General features: G+C 72.5%; 8 protein-coding genes. 1 reads left to right on the top strand and 7 read right to left on the bottom strand.

Annotation, left to right across the window (positions count from 1 at the left end):
* Window positions 1–74: 74 nt before the first annotated feature.
* The 3 genes from ACWDVB_RS24545 to ACWDVB_RS24535 all read right to left on the bottom strand — a co-directional run bounded on the left by ACWDVB_RS24545 (window position 75) and on the right by ACWDVB_RS24535 (window position 7,565).
* Window positions 75–2,096, bottom strand: a complete 2,022-nt coding sequence (locus ACWDVB_RS24545; protein WP_451516613.1) for an alpha-1,4-glucan--maltose-1-phosphate maltosyltransferase — start codon at window positions 2,094–2,096, stop codon at window positions 75–77.
* A 396-nt stretch (window positions 2,097–2,492) separates the two neighbouring features.
* Window positions 2,493–4,850, bottom strand: a complete 2,358-nt coding sequence (locus ACWDVB_RS24540; RefSeq protein WP_451516614.1) for a protein kinase domain-containing protein — start codon at window positions 4,848–4,850, stop codon at window positions 2,493–2,495.
* Window positions 4,851–4,916: 66 nt separating this feature from the next.
* Entirely contained in the window at window positions 4,917–7,565 is a 2,649-nt protein-coding gene (locus tag ACWDVB_RS24535; RefSeq protein ID WP_451516615.1) for a protein kinase domain-containing protein, read from the bottom strand.
* Window positions 7,566–7,775: 210 nt separating this feature from the next.
* Between ACWDVB_RS24535 and glgP the strand changes: the two genes are divergently transcribed.
* Window positions 7,776–10,403, top strand: a complete 2,628-nt coding sequence (glgP, locus tag ACWDVB_RS24530; RefSeq protein WP_451516616.1) for an alpha-glucan family phosphorylase — start codon at window positions 7,776–7,778, stop codon at window positions 10,401–10,403.
* Window positions 10,404–10,494: 91 nt separating this feature from the next.
* Here the strand turns inward: glgP and ACWDVB_RS24525 are convergent, their stop codons facing one another.
* The 4 genes from ACWDVB_RS24525 to ACWDVB_RS24510 form a co-directional block, all read right to left on the bottom strand.
* The gene (locus ACWDVB_RS24525) at window positions 10,495–12,126 is read right to left on the bottom strand and encodes a M4 family metallopeptidase (RefSeq protein ID WP_451516617.1); all 1,632 of its coding nucleotides are present in this window, start codon (window positions 12,124–12,126) and stop codon (window positions 10,495–10,497) included.
* 272 nt (window positions 12,127–12,398) lie between these two features.
* Window positions 12,399–14,441, bottom strand: coding sequence for a M4 family metallopeptidase (locus tag ACWDVB_RS24520; RefSeq protein WP_451516618.1), 2,043 nt, complete (start codon window positions 14,439–14,441; stop codon window positions 12,399–12,401).
* A gap of 343 nt (window positions 14,442–14,784) precedes the next feature.
* Window positions 14,785–16,689, bottom strand: a complete 1,905-nt coding sequence (locus ACWDVB_RS24515) for an ABC transporter ATP-binding protein (RefSeq protein WP_451516619.1) — start codon at window positions 16,687–16,689, stop codon at window positions 14,785–14,787.
* Entirely contained in the window at window positions 16,686–18,629 is a 1,944-nt protein-coding gene (locus ACWDVB_RS24510; RefSeq protein ID WP_451516620.1) for an ABC transporter ATP-binding protein, read from the bottom strand. The genes ACWDVB_RS24515 and ACWDVB_RS24510 overlap by 4 nt, the downstream gene beginning before the upstream one ends.
* Between the last annotated feature and the right edge of the window lie 164 nt (window positions 18,630–18,793).

The following is an 18,793-nucleotide window of genomic DNA, read 5'->3' as shown; positions in this document are numbered from 1 at the left end:
GCGTTTGAACCAGTCGGGATGCCGGTCCTTGGTGGGCGTGTCCTCGAAGGTGTCCTGCACGGGCTCATTGACGATCATGGTGTGGGTGACCCTCCGATCGACGGTGAGGACGGTCGCAGGACGCGGAAGATGTGCGCGGGCGCGTGGCCCGGCTCCAGGCGCACATAGTTGGTCCTGCCCCAGTGGTAGGTCTCGCCGGTGAGCTCGTCGCGCACCGGCACGGACTCGTGCCGTTCGAGGCCGAGCTGCGGCATGTCCAACGAGACCGTTGCCTCCTGGGTGTGGTGGGGGTCGAGGTTGGCCACCACCAGAACCGTGTTCGAACCGTGCGTGCCCTCGGCGGACTTCGAGTAGGCGATCACCGCGTCTTTGTCCGTGGGGTGGAAGTGCAGGTCCCGCAGTTGCTGGAGGGCGGGGTTGGCCCGCCGGACACGGTTCAGCTCGGTGATGAGCGGGGCGATCGTGTCGCCGCTGCGGGCCGCGGATTCCCAGTCGCGCGGCCGTAGTTGGTACTTCTCCGAGTCCAGGTACTCCTCGCTGCCCGGCCGCACGGGGGTGTTCTCGCACAGCTCGAAGCCCGCGTAGACGCCCCAGGCGGGCGACAGCGTCGCGGCGAGCACGGCGCGCGTCTCGAAGGCGGGCCGGCCGCCGTCCTGGAGGTAGGCGTGCAGGATGTCCGGGGTGTTCACGAAGAAGTTCGGACGCAGGAAGTGCGCGGTCTCTCCCGACAACTCCCGGAGGTAGTCGGTGAGTTCCTCCTTGGTGTTGCGCCAGGTGAAGTACGTGTACGACTGCTGGAAGCCGATGGCCGCGAGGGTGTGCAGCATCGCGGGGCGGGTGAAGGCCTCGGCGAGGAAGATCACGTCCGGGTCGGTGCCGTTGATCTTGGCGATCACCTCCTCCCAGAACACGACGGGCTTGGTGTGGGGGTTGTCGACGCGGAAGATCCGCACCCCGTGCCCCATCCAGAACCGCAGCAGACGCACCGTCTCGGTGATCAGCCCCGGCATGTCCCGGTCGAAGGCCAGGGGATAGATGTCCTGGTACTTCTTCGGCGGGTTCTCCGCGTACGCGATGGAGCCGTCCGCCCGGTGCCGGAACCAATCCGGGTGCTTGTCCACCCACGGATGATCCGGCGAACACTGCAACGCGAAGTCCAGCGCGACCTCCAGACCCAGCTCGCCCGCGCGCCGCACGAACGCGTCGAAGTCGTCGAGGGTCCCCAGGTCCGGATGGACGGCGTCATGGCCGCCCTCCGGCGAACCGATCGCCCACGGCACGCCCACGTCGTACGGGCCGGGGGAGAGGGAGTTGTTCGGGCCCTTGCGGAACGTGGTGCCGATCGGGTGGATCGGCGGCAGGTAGACCACGTCGAAACCCATGTCGGCGACCGCGGGCAGCCGCTCGGCCGCCGTGCGGAACGTCCCCGACACCGGCGCCGCCCCCTCACGGACGACGGCACCCTCCGAACGGGGGAAGAACTCGTACCAGGACCCGAAAAGCGCCCGCCGCCGCTCCACGACGAGGGGGAACTCCGGTGAGGAAGTCGTGAGTTCGCGCAAGGGGTGGCGGGCGAGCACCGACTCGACCTCGGGGGTGAGGGCCGCGGCGAGCCGGGCCGCCGGTGGGCGGCCCGGGTCGCGCAGCGCCTCGGCCGCGCCGAGCACGGCGGCCCGCTGGGCCTCGGGGACCCCGGCGGCGGCCCGTTCGTGGAGGCGGGCGCCCTCCTCCAGGACCAGGTCCGTGTCGAGGCCCGCCGGTATCTTGATCCGCGCGTGGTGCCGCCAGGTCGAGACGGGGTCGCCCCACGCCTCCACGGCGTACGTCCAGCGTCCCTCGGCGTCCGGTGTGACGTCCGCGCCCCACCGGTCGGTGCCGGGCGCCAGCTCCCGCATCGGGGTCCAGGGCCCCGGGCGCCCCTCGGGATCACGCAGGACGACGTTGGCGGCGACCGCTTCATGGCCTTCGCGGAAGACCGTGGCGCTCACCTGGAACGTCTCGCCCGGCACCGCCTTCGCCGGTTTTCGGCCGCAGTGGACGGCCGGCCGGACGTCCAGAACGGGGATGGTCGGTTGCGGGGTCGAGCCAAGTGGCATGTCTGACCGCTCCTGTCCGCGTGCACGGATACGGGGGTGTGGAGAGGTTCCGTGGTGCGTGCCGACCGCGGCGGGCCGGAGTGCGTACCGCTGGAGCCTTCCCACCCGCTCCGGGTGGGCAATCCGGCGCTTTGTTAACTACTAGTGCGTAACGGCACATGCAAGACCGGCCCCGCCGCGGAGGGCGTGGCCGGTCCGAAAATGCACTGTTTGGTACGGGCCAGGCGCATATGCCCCGCGGGCCCGGGAGGAGCGCGGGCCGCGGACCGCCGCGCCGAGCCGGGAAGGGCGGAGCCGCCGGGGCTCGGGCGTGGAGCCCCGGCCGGAGCGGTGGGCGCGGTGCCGTGATGGCCGAAAGCGGCCGGGGTGGCCGCGGCCCCCCGGTGGTCAGGCACGTCAGGGCGCGTACCCCGAGATGATCCTGCCGTCGTCGGTGGCGGCGAAGAGGGCGCCGCCCGCGTACAGGGCGGCGCCGAGCGGCCGGCGGTCGTCGTACTCCGTCCCGCCGTCGGGGAGGGGGATGTTCTTCCTGCGGTACGAGTCCAGGTCGTCGGCCGTGGAGCGGCCCCACATCTCGTACAGGCCCACGGCGAGGACCCGCTTGCCCGCCAGGGCCACCGTCGCGGTGTCCTGTGGGGCGCCGTACCGCCACAAGCGCCCGCCCGTGCGCCAGTCGAAGGCCGACATGTAGTGCGTGACGGGGTCGTCGGGGTCGGCGTTGCGGGTCGTCACGACGAGGACGCCCGCCTCGCCCACGACCGGCGGGAGCGCGGGTTCCAGGCCAGGGGCCAGGGTGCGGCGCGTGGCCAGCGTGCGGGGGTCCAGCTCGCGGACCCCGGGGGCGTCCTCGCCCCAGCACAGGAGGGACGCGCGGTACGCGAGAAGGCCGGAACAGGGCTGCCGCGGGGCGCTACGGACGACCTTGCCGTCCTTGGCGGAGAGGGTCAGGACACCCTTGCCCTCGATCGCCGCGTACAGCCGGCCGCCCTTGACCAGGAGCGCGTGCTGCACCTTGGCGGGCAGGCGCGGCGACTTCCACAGCTCCCGGCCGTCGCTCGCCCGGCGGGCGCGGACATGTGCCTTCCCTACGCCCGTCACCTCGTCCGAGAAGCCGAACTCCGCGGTGTAGACGACTCCGTCGGCGTAGGTGAGCGCCATGACCGCCGCGTCGCTGGACATCGGCTCGCGCCAGCGTTCGGTGCCCGAGGAGAGGTCGACCGCGATCACGCCCCGCTCGCTGGGGACGTACACCCGCTCGCCGTCGCTCTCGGGCGGCAGCGTCTGGACGCCCTGCAGATCGGCGCCGCTCACCGGGAAGCCGCGTGACGTCCAGCGGTGGCCGCCGGTCGCCGCGTCCAGGGCCGTCGCGGCGCCCTTGCCGTCCCGGCACACCAGCGTCGACGCCACCAGGACACAGCCGGTGCCCTGGTCGTCCAGGCTCTTCGGGCGCGCCACCGACCAGGGCTTCCAGCCCTCGGGGCGGGCGGAGGCGCGGGTCGTCGCGGCGCCGAAGTCGCCGGTGCGGCCAGGGTTTCCGTACTCGGTGACGACGCGGGGCGCGTTCGCCTTGCCTTTGCCCTGGCCCTTGTCCTGGCCCTTGCCGCCCTTGCCGCCCTTGCCGTCCGGGCTGCGGGCCGCCTCGGTGCCGCCGCTGCTTCCGCCGCCCCCGTCGTTCCTGTCGTTCCCGTCGTTCCCGGGGAGCAGCACCGCCGCCAGGGTCACCGTGACGGCTGCCAATGCCGCCGCGAGGATCCAGGGCCGGCGGCGACGGGCGGCCGAGGGGTGCGGGACGGGACCGCCCGTGCCCGTCCCCGTCCCCGTGCCTGTAACCGTGTCCGCCGCCGCGAACGACTCCCGCGCCACCGCCCGTTCGCAGCGAGCCACCGCCTCCCGGTGCTCGGCGAAGAGGGAGAGCACCGGGGCCGGCCAGGGCACACCGGCCTCCGCGGCATCCGCCAGACGGTCGGCGAGGCCCGCCGCGGTGGGCCGGTCGCCGGGCGCCGGGCGAAGGCAGTCGGTGACGACCTCACGTACGCCCTCGGGCACGGCGGAGACATCCGCGTCGCCCTGCGCGATGCGGAAGATCACCGAGGCCAGTTCCGGGTCGTCGAACGGGCCGTGCCCCGTCGCCGCGAAGCACAGCACCGCGCCCAGCGTGAACACGTCGGATGCGGGCACCACCGCGTGGCTGCCCTCGATCTGCTCGGGCGCCATGAAACCGGGCGTGCCCACGACCATCCCGGCGGTCGTCAGCGCCGTCGCGTCGAAGGCCTGCGCGATGCCGAAGTCGATGAGGGTCGGACCCTCGGGGGTGAGGAGGACGTTGCCGGGCTTCAGGTCGCGGTGCAGGACCTGCGCGGCGTGCACCGCGGCGAGCGCGCGGGCCAGACCGGCGCCGAGCGCGCGCACCGCGTCGGCCGGCAGCGGCCCGCACCGGCGCACCGTCTCCGCGAGCGAGGGCCCCGCGACGTACTCCGTCGCCAGCCACGGGATCTCGGCGTCCGCGTCCGCGTCGAGCAGCTCGGCCGTGCCCGGCCCGGACACCGCGCGCACCGCCGCGATCTCCCGGCGGAAACGCGTCCGGAACTCCCGGTCGATGTCGAGGTCGGGCCGCACCGTCTTGACCGCGACGAGCGGCGCGCCGGGCCGTGGCTCGCGGGCGAGGTAGACCTCGCCCATGCCACCCGCGCCGATGAGGGCGATCAGCCGGTACGGGCCGACGTGGCGCGGCGGCCCGGACAGGGGGTCGAGCACGGCTCCTCCAAGGGGCGTCGTACGTAGGGAGGGTGGCTGCGGGGCGCGGGGTGCGGGGCGTGGGGCTCAGGAGGGCAGCTCGACCGAGACGACCGTGCCCTGGTCGTAGACGATCGTGGCGACTCCGCCCAGCGGCAGGACCGTCGGCGGCTTCGGCTGGTCCGCGACGACCGTGCCGGTGTCCTCGGGCGGCTTCGGGTCGCGGTTGCCGGGAGCGCCGGGGACCGCGACCTCGCGTACCTCGCCGGACGCGGTCAACGGCACCGCGCGCAGGGTGGTGTTGTCGGCGGTCACGGCACGGTCGCCGATGATCAGTGCTCCGGAGGAGACCGGGCGCTTGATGAGGTGGTCGACGACGGTGAGCGGTTCCTCGCGGGTGATCCGGCCGTTCCTCGGGTCGGCGACGAGGAGCTTGCCGCCCGTCGTGTCGTACGCGAGGGCGGCGCGGGGGCCGACCGCGCTCACCACGATGTCCAGGCCCGGGTGGCCGTCGGCGCCGATCGGCGGGGCCTTGAAGCCGAACTTCCCCTCGACGGCGAGCGTGCGGGGGTCCAGCTCGGTCACGCGGGTCTGGGGATCGGCGGTCGGGTCGTCGAAGTCGCCGCTGTCGCCGATGACCTGGGAGCACAGGAGCCGGTCCGACGCCGTGTCGGCCATGAGGGCGCGGCACTGGCCGTCGTCGTGGACGCCGCCCACGCGGTCGCCCTTCTTCTCGTCGATCGCGATGACGCCGGCCTTGGAATCCGCGTAGACGACGCCGTCGTACGCCAGTTCCGCCGTGTAGTTGCCCTGCTCGGCCTTGGCCAGGGACTCGGTGGCGAGGTCGTACGTCCATACGGCGGCACCGCCGCGCTCGCGCGGGAACGCCTGGACCGTGGCGCCCGTCGGGCCGTCCGCGCTGTCCGGTGTGCCCTCCGAGGAGACGATCAGATGGTCGTCGGTGAGCAGAGCCGAGGTGACCTTCTTGCCGGCGGGCGCGCCGACGGTCCACCGCACGTCGCCGGTCCGCGAGTCGCGGACCTGGACACGCCCCTTGTACGTGATGACGGCCGTCCCGCCGCGCACCACGGGTCTCAGGCCGTCACCCGGCATGAAGAACGCCCCGGTCGGGCCGATGTACGCCTCGCCGTTCCTGTCCCGCTCCCGCGCCGAGCGGCCGTCCGACGTCCACAGGCGGTGCCCGTCCGCGGCGTCCCGCGCCTCGTACGTGCCGTTGGTCAGCAGACAGACGAGAGCTCCGGTGTCGGCCGCGCAACTCATCGGCGCGTGCCCGAACTCGGCCCGCCACGGCTTCCAGCCCTGGGGGCGCTGCTCCTCGTACTGCGGGACCTGGCCGCTGCGGTCGGCGGTGCCGGACGCGTCGACGCCCGCGCGGGCGATGAGCTGGGCGGGGGACAGGGAGGGCTTGTCGGCGCCCGGACTCCGGGCGCCGGGCGCCTCGCCCCCACCACTGGCGGAGCCACTCCCCGCGCCGCCCTCCCCGGAACCCGGGTCACCCCCGCGCAGGGCGAGCAGCGCACCGACAGCGGCGCCCGCGACGGCCACGGCGAGAACGGTGACGATGGCGCCGCGTCGCCCGACGCCACGGCGGGACGGCGGCACGGGTGGCGCGGGCGGTGCGGAACTCATGGTGGGCAGCCCGTGCAGCCCGTGCAGTCCGTGCAGCCCGTGCAGCCCGTGCAGCTCCGGGCCGCCGGGCGCGGCCGGGGTCTGAGTGGGCGTCTGCGTCGGCGGGTGCGCGGGCCCGGCCGGCGGCGCGGGCAGGGGCAGCAGAGGCCGCCCCGAGGCACACAGTTGCTCGGCGTCACGCCGCACGCCGGCGATGTCGACGAGCACGGCACCGGGCCACGGCGCCGCCCCTTCGGGGCCGCTGCCGGGTTCCACGCCACCACCCCCGCTCCCCAGCGCAGCCAACCGTGACGCCACCTCCCCCGGCTCCGGCCGCTGGGCCGGGTCCCGTGCCAGGCAGGAGGCGATGAGGTCGCGCAACTGCTCCGGCACTGAGGACAGTTCCGCCTCGGCGCGGGACACGCGGTACAGGACCGCCGCCACCGGGCCGCCCCCGAACGGGTCGCTGCCGGACGCCGCGTAGGCCAGGAGCGAGCCGAGGCAGAACACGTCGGAGGCGGCCACCACATGGCGGCCGCCCGCCACGTGCTCGGGGGACATGAAGCCGGGCGTGCCCACGAGCAGGCCCGTCGACGTCATGGTGGTCGCGCCGAGCGCCCGCGCCACGCCGAAGTCGATGAGCTTGGGCCCCGCCGCGCCGAGCAGCACGTTCGCGGGCTTCAGGTCACGGTGCAGGGCGCCCGCCGCGTGCACGGCCGCCAGCGCGCGGGCCACCCCGGCGCCGAGCGCGGCGACGGACGCGACGGGCAGCGCGCCGTGCCGCCGTACGGCTTCGGCGAGGTCCGGCCCGGGGACGTACTCCGTGGCGAGCCACGGCTGTGCCGCGTCGGCGTCACCCGCGACGAGGCGCGCGACACAGGGGCTGTCGACGGACGCCGCCACCGCTGTCTCGCGCCGAAAACGGGCCCGGAAGGCGGCGTCGCCCGCGATGTCCTCGCGGATCGCCTTCACGGCGACGAGCGCGTCCGTTTCGTACGGCCCCGGCGTGGCCAGGAAGACCTCGCCCATGCCGCCCGAACCGAGCCGGGCCAGCGTCTCGTACGGCCCCACCCGCAGCGGCGAGGACTCCCGCAACCGGCCGATCATGAGCCCCGCCCCCCGTGTTTCCGTTGTCAATTCGCGTGACGCGACGGCAGTTCACAGAGCACAGAGATTACAGCCGGGCCGCCGGACCGATGGACGTGCGCCCTGTGCGCCGTGGTGGCGGGAGGCGGGCCGCCGCTACCTTCGTGTCGCGTAGGTCGATATGTGCTGCATCCCCGTGAATCCCCGCGAATCCCCGCGAAGGTGGAGACCGTGAAGGCAATCCGTCGTTTCACCGTACGTCCCGCCCTTCCCGACCCCCTCGGTCAGCTCGCCGAGCTGGCCCGCAACCTGCGCTGGTCCTGGCATCCGCGCACCCGCGAACTCTTCCGGTCCGTCGACCCCGGCCTGTGGGAGGCGTCCGGCTGCGACCCGGTGCGGCTGCTCGGCGGCGTGCCGTCCGCACGCCTCGCCGAGCTGGCCCGTGACGAGGACTTCCTGCGGCGCCTCGGCGAGGCCGCCGACGACCTGCGCGAGTACGTCACCGGAGAGCGCTGGTACCAGGAGCAGGCAGGGGGGCACGGGCAGCCGCCGCGCGCCGTCGCGTACTTCTCGCCGGAGTTCGGCATCACCGCCGCCCTGCCGCAGTACTCCGGCGGCCTCGGCATCCTCGCCGGGGACCATCTGAAGGCCGCAAGCGACCTCGGCGTGCCGCTCATCGGCGTCGGGCTGCTCTACCGGCACGGCTACTTCCGCCAGTCGCTGTCCCGCGACGCCTGGCAGCAGGAGCACTATCCGGTCCTGGACCCGAACGAACTCCCCGTCGCCCTGCTCCGCGAGCCCGACGGCACGCCCGCCCGGGTGGCGCTCGCCCTGCCCGGCGGGCGCTCGCTGCGCGCCCACGTGTGGCAGGCGCAGGTCGGCCGCGTGCCGCTGCTCCTGCTCGACTCCGACGTCGAGGAGAACGACCCCGGCGAGCGCGACGTCACCGACCGCCTCTACGGCGGCGGCAGCGAGCACCGGCTGCTCCAGGAGATGCTCCTCGGCATCGGAGGCATCCGCGCCGTACGCACGTACTGCCGACTGACCGGCCACCCAGAACCGGAGGTCTTCCACACCAACGAGGGCCATGCCGGCTTCCAGGGACTCGAACGCATTCACGAACTGGCCTTCGAGGGCGTCGACTACGACGCCGCCCTCGAAGCGGTCCGCGCCGGGACCGTCTTCACCACCCACACCCCCGTCCCCGCCGGCATCGATCGCTTCGACCGCGAACTGGTCGCCCACCACTTCGGGCCCGCCGCAGAGCTGCCCCGCATCGACGTCGGCGACATCCTGCGGCTCGGCATGGAGACGTACCCGGGAGGCGAGCCCAACCTCTTCAACATGGCGGTGATGGGCCTGCGCCTCGGCAGCCGCGCCAACGGCGTCTCCACGCTGCACGGCGCGGTGAGCCGCGAGATGTTCGCGGGCCTGTGGCCGGGCTTCGACCCCGAGGAGGTCCCGATCACCTCCGTCACCAACGGCGTGCACGCCCCCACCTGGGTCGCCCCCGAGGTCCTCGCGCTCGGCGCCCGCCAGATCGGCGAGCGGCGCACCGAACACGCCCTGTCGGTGGGCGGCTCCGACCGCTGGGACGCGGTGGCCGACATCCAGGACACCGACATCTGGGAGCTGCGCCGCACCCTGCGCGGCCAGCTGGTCGACGAGGTCAGGCGGCGCCTGCACGCCTCCTGGCGCCAGCGCGGCGCCGCCACCGCCGAGCTGGGCTGGATCGACGAGGTCCTCGACCCCGACGTCCTCACCGTCGGCTTCGCGCGCCGCGTCCCCTCGTACAAGAGGCTTACGCTCATGCTGCGCGACCGGGACCGGCTCATGGAGCTGCTCACCCACCCGGAGCGGCCCCTCCAGATCGTCGTCGCGGGCAAGGCCCACCCGGCGGACGACGGCGGCAAGCGGCTCATCCAGGAGCTGGTGCGCTTCACCGACGACCCACGGGTGCGCCACCGCGTGGTGTTCCTGCCGGACTACGGCATGGCGATGGCGCAGAAGCTCTACCCGGGGTGCGACGTCTGGCTGAACAATCCGCTCAGGCCCCTGGAGGCGTGCGGCACGAGTGGCATGAAGGCGGCCCTCAACGGCTGCCTCAACCTGTCCGTCCTCGACGGCTGGTGGGACGAGTGGTTCGAGCCCGACTTCGGCTGGGCCATCCCCACGGCGGACGGCGCCGCCACCGACGACGACCGCCGCGACGACCTGGAGGCCGCCGCACTCTACGACCTCCTGGAGCGCCGCATCGCCCCCCGCTTCTACGAGCGGGGCCCCGGCGGCCTGCCCGACCGGTGGATCGAGATGGTCCGCAGGACCCTGACCCGGCTCGGCCCGAAGGTCCTCGCGGGCCGTATGGTCCGCGAGTACGTCGAGGAGCTGTACGTCCCCGCCGCCCACGCCCATCGCGCGCTCGACGTCACGGCCGCCGTCGAACTGGCCGCCTGGAAGGCCCGCGTCCGCGCCGCCTGGCCGCGTGTCGCCGTCGACCACGTGGAGGCGTCGGCGACCGGCGCCACCGCCGAACTGGGTGCCACGCTGTCCGTGCGTGTGCGGGTGCATCTGGGGGAGCTGACGCCGGACGACGTGGAGGTGCAGGCCGTCGCGGGGCGGGTGGATCCTGAGGATCACCTCGCCGATGCCTCTCCGGTGCCGCTGAAGCCGGTCAGTGGGCCCGACCAGGAGGGGCGCCGGGTGTACGAGGGGCCGCTCGCCCTGGACCGGACGGGGCCGTTCGGCTACACGGTACGGATTCTGCCCTCGCACCGGCTGCTGAGCGGCGGGGCCGAGCTGGGGCTGGTGGCGGGCCCTTCGGAGGCCACGGGGGAAGAGGCGGGGGTGCTGATGCGGTGACCCTTCCGCGGGCCGCCTGCGGCTGAGCGCGCGGCTCCCCGCGCCCCTCGCGGGGCACGGGGAGCCGCCCGTTTGCTACTTGACTACGTGACTACTTGACGTTGACGCCGGCCCAGGCCGCCGCCACACGCTTGTACTCGGTGGAGTTCGCGCCGTAAAGGTCCTTCGCGGCGCGCAGCGTGCCCTTACGGGCCGCCTTGTAGTTGGTGGTCGACGTGAAGTACCGCGTCAGGGCCCTGAACCAGATCTTCTCGGCCTTGCCGCGCCCGATGCCGAGGACCTTGGAGCCGTCGGCGGTCGGCGAGTTGTACTGGACGCCGTTGATCCGCTTCTTGCCGCTGCCCTCGGACAGCAGGTAGAAGAAGTGGTTGGCGATGCCCGAGGAGTAGTGGACGTCGACGTTCCCGGCGCCGGCGCGCCACTTGTCCAGGGAGGCGCCGTCCTTGCTCGGCTTGTCCATGTAGCGCAGCGGGGAGCCGTCGCCGTTGATGTCGATCTTCTCGCCGATGAGGTAGTCGCCGACGTCCTTGGAGTTCTTGGCCCTGAACTCCACGGCGGCGGCGAAGATGTCCGAGGTGGCCTCGTTGAGGCCGCCGGACTCACCGCTGTACTCCATGTTGCCGGTCGCCGAGGTGACGCCGTGCGTCATCTCGTGCGCCGCGACGTCGATCGAGGTGAGGGGCTTCTTGTTGCCCGCGCCGTCGCCGTACGTCATGCAGAAGCAGCTGTCGTCCCAGAAGGCGTTGACGAAGTTGTTGCCGAAGTGGACCCGCGAGGTCGCGCCCTTGCCGTCGCCGTTGATGCCCTTGCGGCCGTGCACCGACTTGTAGTAGTCCCAGGTGAGCTGGGCGCCGTAGGCGGCGTCGACGGCGGCGGTCTGCACGTTTGAGGGCTTGCCGTTGCCCCAGACGTCGTTGGCGTCCTTGAAGAGCTTGCCCGAACCGCTCTCCGCGTGCTTCATGTCGAAGGTGCGGTGGCCACCGCGAGTCTTGTCGGTCAGCTCGTAGCCGCTTCCGACCTTCTTCGAGCCGACCTTGACCTTGCCGCTGTACTGGCTGTTGCCGGTGCCGGTCTCGATGTCCTGGTGCTGGAAGAGCTTCTTGCCGGTCGCGGCGTCCGTGATGACGTGCAGCCTGCTCGGCGTGCCGTCCTTCTGTACGCCGGTGACGACCGTCTCGTACGCGAGGACGGGCTTGCCGGAGGCGGCCCAGATCACCTTGCGCGGGGTCCGCGCGTCGGCCTGCGCGGTCTTCGCCTTCGCGGCGGTCGACTCGGCGGACTTCGCGACGGAGGACTTGGCCAGCTTCGCGTCGGTGGAGGGGACCTTCACGGACGCCTCGGTCGCCTTGGTGACGCCCTTCACCTCGCCGCTCTTCGCGGTGTGCACGACGAGGTCGCCGCCGAGGACGGGCAGGCCGTCGTAGGTGCGCTCGTAGCGGGTGTGGGTGGTGCCGTCGGCGTCCTTGACGACGTCGCGGACGACGAGCTTCTCCTTGGCGTCGAGACCGATCCGGTCGGCGGTCGCCGATCTGTCGGCGTTCGCGTCCTGGAGGAGGGCCGCGCGGGCCGACGTCGACAGGGCGTCGGGCGCGCCGGAGGCGGCGGCGTTCTTGTCCGGCTGGGCGGAGGCGCCGGTGGTCAGTCCGGCGGTGAGCAGCGCTCCGGCGGCGACGGCGGTGGCGATCACGAGCGTCGAACGCTTACGGGATATCTGGGGGGTCACGCGGGCTCCTTTTGCGAGGGGTGCGGGGAAGCGTGTCATTCGAGCCAGGTGCATGTCAGGGTTCTGACGCGTTATTGGCCGGAAATGAACCGTTGAGCGGTGGTCAACATACGAAATGCGAACGGGGCCTGAACGGGCGGGTCCCTGGAAGCCTGAACGGGCGGGTCCCCCGGAACGCGCGCACCGCCCCGGGGATTTGATCACCCGGGGCGGTGGCGTGTCTCGGTGCTGATCAGAACTTCCGTGCTGGGCGGGGCCTACGGGAAGGTGACTTACGGGAAGGTGACCTTCCAGCTGTTGATGTAACCGGTGTCCTGCGCGGCCTTGTCCTGGACCTTCAGCTTCCAGGCGCCGTTGGCCACCTCGGAGGAGGCGTCGACCGTGTAGGTCTCCTTGACGTTGTCCGCCGAGTCCGAGGAACTGGTGCTCTTCAGGCGGTACGCCGTGCCGTCCGGGGCCACCAGATCGACCTGGAGGTCACCGCGCCAGGTGTGCACGATGTCGACGCCGACCTTCAGGGCGCTGGGCGCGTTGCCGGTGCGGCCGGTGACGTTGACAGGAGAGGTGACCGCGGCGCCGTTGTCCGGAATGGAGACGTCCGTGGTGTTCTCGAAGGAGGTGCCACCGGGCTCCTCGCCACCGGGGCGGGCGCCGACGTTCACCGCGGCCCAGGCGTGGGCGACGGCCTTGTACTCGGTGCTCGTCGTGCCGTACAGCTCACCGGCCACCGCGAGCGTCCCGGTGCGGGCAGCCGCGTAGTTGGTCGTGGTCGTGAACTTCGTGGTGAGCGCCTTGAACCAGATCAGCGACGCCTTGTCCCGGCCGATGCCGGTCACCGGCAGGCCGTCGGAGGTCGGCGAGTCGTACGGGACGCCGTTGATCTCCTTCTTGCCGCTGCCCTCGCTCAGCAGGTAGTAGAAGTGGTTGGCGACACCCGACGAGTGGTGCACGTCTATGTTGCCGATGCCCGAGTACCACGAGTCCTTGGACGAGCCGTCCTTGCTCGGCTTGTCCATGTAGCGCAGCGGGGTGCCGTCGCTGTTGATGTCGATCTTCTCGCCGACGAGGTAGTCGCCCTTGTCCTGGGCGTTGTTGGCGCCGAACTCGACGGCCGCCGCGAAGATGTCCGAGGTGGCCTCGTTCAGGCCGCCGGACTCGCCGCTGTAGGTCATGTTGCCGGTCGCGGCCGTCACGCCGTGCGTCATCTCGTGGGCCGCCACGTCGATGGAGGTCAGCGGCTTGGCGTTGCCCGCGCCGTCGCCGTACGTCATGCAGAAGCAGCCGTCCGACCAGAAGGCGTTGACGTAGTTGTTGCCGTAGTGGACCCGCGAGGACGCGCCGACGCCGTCACCGCGGATGCCGCTGCGGCCATGCACGTTCTTGTAGTAGTCCCACGTCAGCGCGGCGCCGTAGTGGGCGTCGGCGCCCGCGGTCTCCAGGTTGGCGGGCAGGCCGTTGCCCCACACGTCGTCGGCGCCCGAGAAGAGGGTGCCGGTGCCGGACGTGGCGCGGTTCAGGTTGTACGTCTTGTGGTTGCCGCGGGTGGTGTCGGTGAGGGTGTAGTTCGAGCCCGACTGGGCAGTCCCCAGGGGCACTTGGCCGCTGTACTGCGTGTTGCCCGTGCCGTTCTCGATGCCCTGCCATTGGAAGAGCTTCTTGCCGGTGGCGGCGTCGGTGACGACGTGCAGCTCGTTCGGCGTGCCGTCGTGCTGGAGACCGCCGACCACGGTCTCGTACGCGAGGACCGGCCGGCCCTTGGCCATCCACACGACCTTGCGCGGCGCCCGGTCCGCGTCGGTCTTCTTCGAGCCCTCGGCCTTCGCGGCGCCCAGCGCCTGCTTCTCCGCGGCCGACGCCTTGACCTCGGCGCTCATGTCGATGCCCTTGAGCCGCGCCTTGGCGGCCTTGGTGACGCCCTCGGTCCTTCCCGACTTCGCGGTGTCGACGACCAGGTCGCCGCCGAGGACGGGCAGACCGTCGTAGGTGCGCTCGTAGCGGGTGTGGACCGTGCCGTCACGGTCCTTGGTGACGTCGCGGACGACGAGCTTCTCCTTGGCGCCCAGGCCCAGGTCCTCGGCGGTGTCCGCCTTGGTGGCGTTGGCGTCGCGGATGAGCTCCGCGCGCTGGGCGGGGGAGAGCTTGGCGGCGAGCGCCCCGGGGTCGACCTTGCCGAGCTTCTGGGCCGCGGCGGGGGCGGCCTTCGCCGCGGGGCCGTCGGCCGACGCGGGGGCCGCCTGGACGGCGACGGCCAGCAGGGCGGCGACTGCGGAGAGGGCGCCGGCGGCGGCGACACGTCTGTGGGAGGTGCTTCTCAACACGGACTCCTTCTGCGCGGCCGCGGCGGTGCGCGGCCAGAGCTACCGGACGGCTGGATCGCTGTCCGGGCAGAGCAAGGCGGTACGCAGAACTGGGCGGTGCACAACGGGTCTTGCGGGTGTCGCGGGCGTTGCGGGTGTCGCAGGCATGACAGGCAGTGCACGAGAAACCGTCGCGTTGTTGAAAACCGTGCGGCGGTCGAGGGGAAGAGTGACACCGGAGGACTGTTCCTGTCAGGAGCGCATCAAGAGTTGGCCGGAATCAGTCCGTTGGCCGGTGGCGCACGTTCGGTATCCGGAGGTCGCCCGCACATGGCTCCAGGGGCTGCCTCCGGCTGACCGCTCAGCTCACCACGCTCTCCCGCCACGCACGGTGCAGGTCCGCGAACGACCCTGTGTCCGCGACGAGTTGGGCCGGGCTGCCGTCCTCCACGACGCGGCCGTGCTCCATGACGAGCACCCGGTCGGCGATCTCCACCGTGGAGAGGCGGTGGGCGATCACCACGGCGGTGCGGCCGTGCAGGACCGTGTGCATGGCGCGCTGCACGGCCCGCTCCCCGGGGATGTCCAGGGAGCTGGTCGCCTCGTCGAGGATCAGGACCGCCGGGTCGGCGAGGAGCGCCCGTGCGAAGGCCACCAGCTGGCGCTGGCCCGCCGAGATCCGGCCACCGCGCTTGCGTACGTCCGTGTCGTACCCGTCCGGCAGCGACGCGATGAAGTCGTGGGCGCCGATGGCCTCGGCGGCGCGTTCGATCTCCTCGCGGGTGGCGTCGGGGCGGCCGATCGCGATGTTCTCGGCGACGGTCCCGGAGAACAGGAACGCCTCCTGCGTCACCATGACGACCCCGCGCCGCAGCTCGGCGACCGCCAGCTCCCGCAGGTCGACGCCGTCGAGCAGGACGCGGCCCTCCGTGGGGTCGTAGAAGCGGGCGAGCAGCTTGGCCAGCGTGGACTTGCCCGCGCCGGTCGAGCCGACCACGGCGACGGTCTGCCCGGCCGGCAGCGTGAGATCGAAGCGGGGCAGCACCTCACCGCCCGTGCGGTACGCGAACCGCACCCCGTCGAACCGCACCTCGCGGCCCGGGTGCGCCGCATCCGACGCGGGCAGCGGACGCGCGGCGGCCGCCTCCGGCTCGGGCACGGTCGGGGTCTGGGCGAGCAGCCCCGCGATCTTCTCCAGGGACGCCGCCGCCGACTGGTAGGAGTTGAGGAACATGCCGAGCCGGTCGATCGGGTCGTACAGCCGCCGCAGATAGAGCACGGCGGCGGCCAGCACGCCGAGCGCGAGCCCGCCGTCCGCCACGCGGTGCGCGCCCCACAGGACGATGGCGGCGACGGCGACATTCGCGACGAGCCGCGAGCCGACCACATAGCGGGCCATCTCCAGCATCGCGGCACCGTTGACCCGCTCGTGCCGGCGGTTGAGCACGGCGAACTCCGCGTCGTTCGTCCGCTCCCTGCGGAAGGCCCGCACCGGCCGGATGCCGTTCATGGTCTCCGCGAACTTCACGATGACGGCGGCGATCGCGGTCGAGCGGTCGCGAAACATCGCCCCGGCGCGCCGCTGGTAGAGGCGTACGAGGAGATAGAGCGGCACGAAGGATGCCACCGCCAGCGCGCCGAGGCCCATGTCGAGCCAGAGCAGCATCGCCGAGATGCAGACGAAGGAGAGCAGGACGGTGATGAGTTCCTGGAGGCCCTCGCTGAGCAGTTCGCGCAGCGACTCCACGTCGGTGGTGGAGCGGGAGATCAGCCGTCCCGAGGTGTACCGCTCGTGGAAGTCGACGCTGAGCGCCTGCGCGTGCCGGAAGATGCGGCCGCGCAGATCGAGCAGCACGTCCTGGTTGACGCGCGCGGAGGCGACGATGAAGGCGTACTGCAGGGCGCCCGCCGCCCCCGCGCAGAGCAGATAGCCGACGGCGACCGCGATCAGCGGGCCGTAGTCGTCGGCGCGTACGGCGGGCACGCCCCGGTCGATGGCGTACGCGACGAGCAGCGGTCCGGCCTGCACGACGGCCTGCTGCACGAGCAGCAGCACGGCGGCCAGGACGACGCGGGCGCGCAGCGGCGAGAGCAGCGAGCGCAGAAGCGCGCGGGTGGCGCCGGGCGGCGTGGGCAGATCGTCCTTGTCGAACGGGTCTTCGGGGCCGACCGGCTTGTGGAGTACGGCATCCGGGGCACGGTCGTCGGCAGGCTCCGGCCGCTGCGGTTCCGCGGTCCGTGACGTGGACGTCGACGAGGTGGTCATCGGGCAGCCTCCTCGGCAGTGTGGTGGGTGTCGGCTCCGGACATCAGCCAGGCGTACTCCGCGTTCTCCCGCAGCAGTTCCTGGTGGGTGCCGACGGCGGTGACGCGGCCGCCGGAGAGCAGCGCGACACGGTCGGCGAGCTGCACCGTGGAGGGGCGGTGGGCGACGATCAGCGCGGTCGTGTCCGCGAGGACCCGCCGCAGCGCCGCCTCCACCAGTGCCTCCGTGTGGACGTCGAGCGCGGAGAGCGGGTCGTCCAGGACCAGGAAGCGGGGGCGGCCCACGACCGCGCGGGCCAGCGCGAGGCGCTGGCGCTGGCCGCCGGACAGGCTCAGGCCCTGCTCGCCGACCTGCGTGCCGGTGCCCTGGGGCAGGGCGTGCGCGAAGTCGGCCTGCGCGACGTCCAGGGCGCGGCCCAACTCGGCGCCGTCGGCGCCCTCTTCGGCGCCCATCAGGACGTTCTCGCCGACCGTCGCCGAGAACAGCGTGGGCTCCTCGAAGGCGACCGCCACCAGCGTGCGCAGGCGCTCGCGGTCCATCGCCGCGATGTCCTCGCCGTCCAGGGTGATGCGCCCGCCGGTCACCTCGTGCAGCCGTGGCACCAGCGCGGTGAGCGTCGTCTTGCCGCTGCCGGTCGAGCCGACCAAGGCCATGGTCTCGCCGGGGCGGATATGGAGGTCGATACGGCTCAGGACCGGGGGCGCGCCCGGCGGGGCGTCGGGATAGGCGAACTCCACGCCGTGGAACCGGAGCCCGCCGTCTCCCGCGGCGGCGGAGGGGGCGGGGGCGAGGGAGGCGGCGGAGGTGGCGAGCGGCGAGGCGGTGGAGGCGGAGGAGGCGGAGGAGGAGGTGGCGAGGGACGAGGCGGCGGAGGCGGAGGAGGAGGCAGTGGCGGCAGCGGCAGCGGTGGCGGCAGCGGTGGCGGCGGCCCCGGCAACGGCGGGTTCCTCCGGCTCCGCGTCCATCACCTCGAAGTACCGCTCCGTGGCCGTCGCCGACTCCTGGCTCATCGCCAGCAGGAAGCCGATCGACTCCACCGGCCAGCGCAGCGCCAGTGCCGTCGACAGGAAGGCGACCAGCGTGCCCGCCGACAGGTCGCCGTCAGCGACCCGCACCGTGCCGAGGACGAGCGCCGCCCCGATCGCGGCCTCCGGAAGTGCCATGATCACGGCGTTGACCGCCGCGAGGATCCGCGCCTTGGCCAGCTCCGTGCCCCGCAGGGTGTGCGACAGCTCGCGGAACGCCCGTGCCTGGCTGCGGTGGCGGCCGAAGCCCTTGATGATGCGGATGCCGAGCACGCTCTCCTCGACGACCGTCGTCAGATCGCCGACCTGGTCCTGCGCGCGCCGCGCCACCGCGGTGTACCGCCCTTCGTAGTACGCGCACACGATCACCATCGGCGCCACGGGCGCGAGCAGCACCAGGCCGAGCGTGAAGTCCTGCCCGAGCAGGATGGCCACGCCGACCACGATCGTCGCCCCATTGACCAGCAGGAACGTCAGCGGGAACGCGAGGAACATACGCAGCAGCATCAGATCCGTGGTGCCGCGCGAGAGCAACTGCCCCGACGCCCACCGGTCGTGGAAGGCCACCGGCAGCCGTTGCAGATGGCGGAAGAGATCCGCCCGCATCGACGCCTCCACGCTCGCCAGCGGCCGCGCGACGAGCCACCGCCGCAGCCCGAAGAGCAGCGCCTCCGTCACACCCAGCAGAAGCAGCAGGAGCGCCCCGAGCCACACCCCCGCCCCGTCCCCGTCGGCCACCGGGCCGTCCACCATCCACTTCAGTACGAGGGGGAGGACCAGCCCCGTGCAGGACGCGACGACCGCGACAACCGCCGCCACGATCAGGCGGGTTCGGACCGGCCGCACATACGGCCACAGACGCAGCAGTACCCGTACGGTGGACCGATCCTTGGTGGGGGCATCTGATTTCGGCATCAAGAGCGAGCCTACGGATCGCCACTGACAGAGCCCACCGAGTTTCGGACCCTACGGGGTACTCCGATGGTCGTAAGTCCCGGGGAGCGGCCCAGGGGTCGTACCCCCGCCATCAACCGATCGGCTGATGTCCCTTCGAGCGCGATGGGCGATGCCCGTACCCC

Source organism: Streptomyces sp. NPDC003379 (assembly GCF_053589195.1).
Note: the sequence above shows the minus strand (reverse complement) of the source record. Positions and strands in the feature narration are given on the sequence as shown.